The sequence below is a fragment of the Serratia oryzae genome (assembly GCF_001976145.1).
Lineage (GTDB): Bacteria > Pseudomonadota > Gammaproteobacteria > Enterobacterales > Enterobacteriaceae > Chania > Chania oryzae.
Map to the genome: position 1 here is coordinate 1 of NZ_MOXD01000019.1, position 4,102 is coordinate 4,102.

Annotated in this window: 3 protein-coding genes and 1 tRNA gene; 3 read left to right on the forward strand and 1 reads right to left on the reverse strand. The window is 45.1% G+C overall.

Annotated elements, in window-relative coordinates:
* Nucleotides 1-409 precede the first annotated feature (409 nt).
* Nucleotides 410-1,447 (forward strand): UDP-N-acetylmuramate dehydrogenase, encoded by a 1,038-nt coding sequence (murB, locus tag BMI79_RS21665; protein WP_076944229.1) that lies wholly within the window; start codon nt 410-412, stop codon nt 1,445-1,447.
* Nucleotides 1,444-2,406 (forward strand): bifunctional biotin--[acetyl-CoA-carboxylase] ligase/biotin operon repressor BirA, encoded by a 963-nt coding sequence (birA, locus tag BMI79_RS21670; protein WP_076944230.1) that lies wholly within the window; start codon nt 1,444-1,446, stop codon nt 2,404-2,406. The genes murB and birA overlap by 4 nt, the downstream gene beginning before the upstream one ends.
* Before the next feature lie 43 nt (nt 2,407-2,449).
* Here birA and coaA read toward each other — a convergent pair whose 3' ends face one another.
* On the reverse strand, nt 2,450-3,400 hold the full coding sequence (gene coaA / locus BMI79_RS21675; protein WP_076944231.1) for a type I pantothenate kinase: 951 nt from the start codon (nt 3,398-3,400) through the stop codon (nt 2,450-2,452).
* A 603-nt stretch (nt 3,401-4,003) separates the two neighbouring features.
* On the opposite strand from coaA, the gene BMI79_RS21680 reads away from it, so the two are divergent.
* Nucleotides 4,004-4,079, forward strand: a tRNA-Thr gene (locus BMI79_RS21680).
* Nucleotides 4,080-4,102 lie beyond the last annotated feature (23 nt).

A 4,102-nucleotide genomic window follows, 5' to 3' on the forward strand; every position in this document is an offset into this window, starting at 1 on the left:
CAAGCAGAAGGCCATCCGTAAGGATGGTCTTTTTGCGTTTTGCTTAGCGATATAACTCCTTTCACCTAAGAAACCTTCTATTGATATGCTATCGTTCCCAACTTTGCGAATGATTAAATATAGCGAAAATTCCTATCACCAATATCCACGAAGAATTTATTTTTTAAGCGTAAAATCCAATATTCATACATATAAATAATATCTGTACACCTTATATAAATCAGAGGGCTGGGGTGATAGGAACAAGGTGATTTTCGTATCATTATGATATTGAAAGACGTTTATAATTCTTTTTGAGAAAAATTTGTTAGATGACAATTAAAAATCAAAGTAATAAAACAAATAATAGCCATATTCGTTGAATCGAGTAGACTAGATGGTAGTTTATTACGTAAGAGTATTTAACGTCATGTCTACTGAAAACACTTCTTTAAAAAAACACAATACTTTTGCGCTTCCGGTCAAAGCGGCGCATTTAGTTATTGCTGAAAAAATTGAAATGATGATTAAGGCTTGGCAGAAAGCGCAAAAGCGCCGGGAGCCACTACTGGTAATCGGTGAGGGAAGTAATGTTCTGTTCTTGGAGGATTTCGCCGGTACAGTCATGATCAATAGCCTGAAAGGTATTGAAGTCAGGGAAGAGGATGATGCCTGGCATCTACATGTCAGCTCTGGTGAGAATTGGCACTACTTAGTGAGTCAGACCCTGGAGCAAGGTATTCCTGGTTTGGAAAATCTGGCATTAATCCCTGGCCTGGTAGGTTCTGCACCGATCCAAAACATCGGTGCCTATGGCTTCGAACTGAAGCAGGTTTGTGAATATGTGGATTTGCTGGATCTGAATACGGGTGAGATTGATCGCATGAATCCCGAGCGTTGCGAGTTTGGTTACCGTGAAAGCGTATTTAAGCATGAGTTTAAAGTTGGCTACATTATTGTGGGAGTCGGTTTACGGCTCAGTAAGCAATGGGACCCGCTACTAAACTACGGTGATCTTACTAAACTGGATCCGCGTACAGTGACACCACAGCAGGTTTTTGATGCAGTATGCGCTATGCGGCGCAGCAAGTTGCCTGACCCACGCATAACAGGTAATGCAGGCAGTTTCTTTAAAAACCCTCAGGTGAGCGAGGAAGAGGCTAATATGTTGCTAGCTGAGTATCCAACGATGCCTCATTACCCACAGTTGGATGGGCAAGTAAAGTTGGCTGCTGGTTGGCTCATCGAACAGTGCGCGTTAAAGGGATACCAGATTGGTGGTGCAGCGGTACACCGTCAGCAAGCCCTGGTGTTGGTCAATGCAGATAGTGCCAGTAGCCAGGATGTGGTGGCACTAGCGAGGCATGTCCGCAATAAGGTGGCAGAGAAATTTAATGTCTGGCTGGAACCGGAGGTCCGCTTTATTGGGGCAACCGGTGAACTGGATGCAGTTGAGGTTCTGTCATGAAGGACACCAAGGTACCGCTTAAGATCGTCTCACTTCTGGCGGACGGAGAGTTTCACTCCGGTGAGCATTTGGGTGAATCCCTGGGCATGAGTCGAGCGGCGATTAACAAGCATATTCAGACTATTCGAGAATGGGGGCTGGACGTGTTTACCGTGCCAGGTAAAGGCTACAGCCTACCAGGAGTGATGAATTTACTGGATGCGGAACATATTCTCGATAAGTTGGAAGACAAGCGAGTAACGGTTCTACCGGTTGTTGATTCGACGAATCAATATCTATTAGATCGAATTGCGGAGCTAACCTCTGGTGATGCTTGTATCGCAGAATACCAGCATGCGGGGCGTGGGCGGCGTGGGCGGCAATGGGTTTCACCTTTTGGTGCCAACCTTTACCTGTCGATGTTCTGGCGCCTTGAGCAAGGGCCAGCAGCGGCAATGGGGCTAAGCCTGGTTATTGGCATCGTGATGGCTGAAGTACTTCAACGCTTAGGAGCAGAGCAAGTACGAGTTAAGTGGCCAAACGATCTGTATCTTAACGATCGGAAACTAGCCGGTATTCTCGTTGAACTAACCGGCAGGACAGGGGATGCAGCGCAGTTGGTACTCGGTGCTGGCATTAACATGGCGATGCGTGAAACGTATGCCAATAAGATCGATCAGCAGTGGATTAATCTGCAAGAAACAGGGATTAATATCGATCGCAATGAATTGGCGGCAACCTTGCTTAATGAATTACGCCGTTCATTGATGCAGTTCGAAACCGAAGGACTCTCACCGTTTATTACCCGTTGGCGCCAATTGGATAACTTTATTGATCGACCGGTTAAACTTTTAATTGGTGAACAACAGATTTTTGGCATTGCCAGAGGTATTGACCAACAAGGAGCATTACTACTTGAACAGGATGGTGTCGTTAAACCTTTTATTGGTGGTGAAATATCTTTACGTAGTGCTGAATAATGCTTTGAAATAAGAGAGGTTGATAGCCTCTCTTATTTCATGGCTACTTTCTCAACCTCACGCTTTCTACAGCATGGTTGGCACTTTTGGTCATAATCAGACTGGCTCTTTCGCGAGTCGGTAGTATATTCTGGTGTAAATTCAATCCGTTAATCTCATTCCATAACTGAGTGGCGATATTAATCGCTTCTGCCTCCGGAAGTTTTGCATAGCTATGGAAATAAGAGTCAGGATTAGAGAATGCGCCCTGACGGAATTTCAAGAAACGGTTGATATACCATGTTTGCAATAAGTCTTCTGGCGCATCAACATATATTGAAAAGTCAACAAAATCAGAGACAAAGACGCGGTGAGGATCGTGCGGGTAATCCATACCACTTTGCAGAACATTCAACCCTTCAAGAATCAGAATATCAGGTTGCTCAATAACCTTATGACCTTCAGGAACAACATCATAAATTAAATGAGAATAAACCGGGGCGGTGACACGCCTAGCCCCCGATTTGACCTCCGAAACGAATTTCACCAGACTATGCATATCGTAGGATTGCGGGAAGCCTTTTTTCTTCATCAAACCGCGTTCGCTCAATACTTTGTTTGGATGCAAAAAACCATCGGTAGTAATCAACTCTACGCTGCGGTGTTCAGGCCAGCGGCTCAGCAGTGCTTGCAATAAACGTGCTGTCGTACTTTTACCCACGGCTACACTGCCTGCAATACCAATAACATAGGGTATGCGCTGGCCATCTGTGCCCAGAAATTGTTCAAGAACCGCTTGGCGACGCAGGTTGGAACTGATGTAGAAGTTCAGCAACCGTGAAAGTGGCAAGTAGATTTGCGCCACCTCTTCCAAAGAGAGATCCTCGTTAATCCCCTTCAGTTTAACAATTTCTTCTTCCGACAGCGTCAGTGGTACTGAGTTTCGCAATGCAGCCCATTGGGTACGATCAAACTGAAGATATGGCGTTGCTAAAGATTGCTCTCTTTTTATCATAAGCCAAATTCTGCCTGTTAACGCAGGTTGGGAACGGCGCCGAACGCCAACTCCAGAGAATAAACAAGCTGCATATTATAGACAGCTTCGTTTTTGGCGTAGACTTTTTTCGCAAATGTTACCGATTAGCATGAGTTTATGCCAATAGTGCGAACAGACACGCAGTTGGTTGAGAGTAGCTGCAAAGCGCCATCCTTTGGTGAAGATACTATTCTCAATTCAGTGATGATGGCGTGAGAAGACGGTGTGGCAGCAAACAACCGAGGCTTGTCGTGAATAATCACCACAGACATGAGAGTAAACATGGGGCAACGACATAGCCTAGCAGTTGCCCTTTGAAGTGGATGCGCCGATCACGATCACAGTTTTCTTGTCAGATTACGTATTAGCCGATAGCTAGCGTGGAGAAACACCGGGTAACCCTTGCAAAAAATGTATAAAGTTGTACAGAATAATGTCTGTGTTTGATGAATAAGAGTACGACCTACAGGGTGAATTGCTAACTGACAGGCAAAATCGAATGATTTATGAGCGATAGTGCGCGGAACGCAAATTTTTTGTTGCATAGCCCGTCAGCTCTACCTAGAATGCGCTGCACTTGATGCCGGCTTAGCTCAGTAGGTAGAGCAACTGACTTGTAATCAGTAGGTCACCAGTTCGATTCCGGTAGCCGGCACCATTCAAGTCACAGTAGTTAAAATT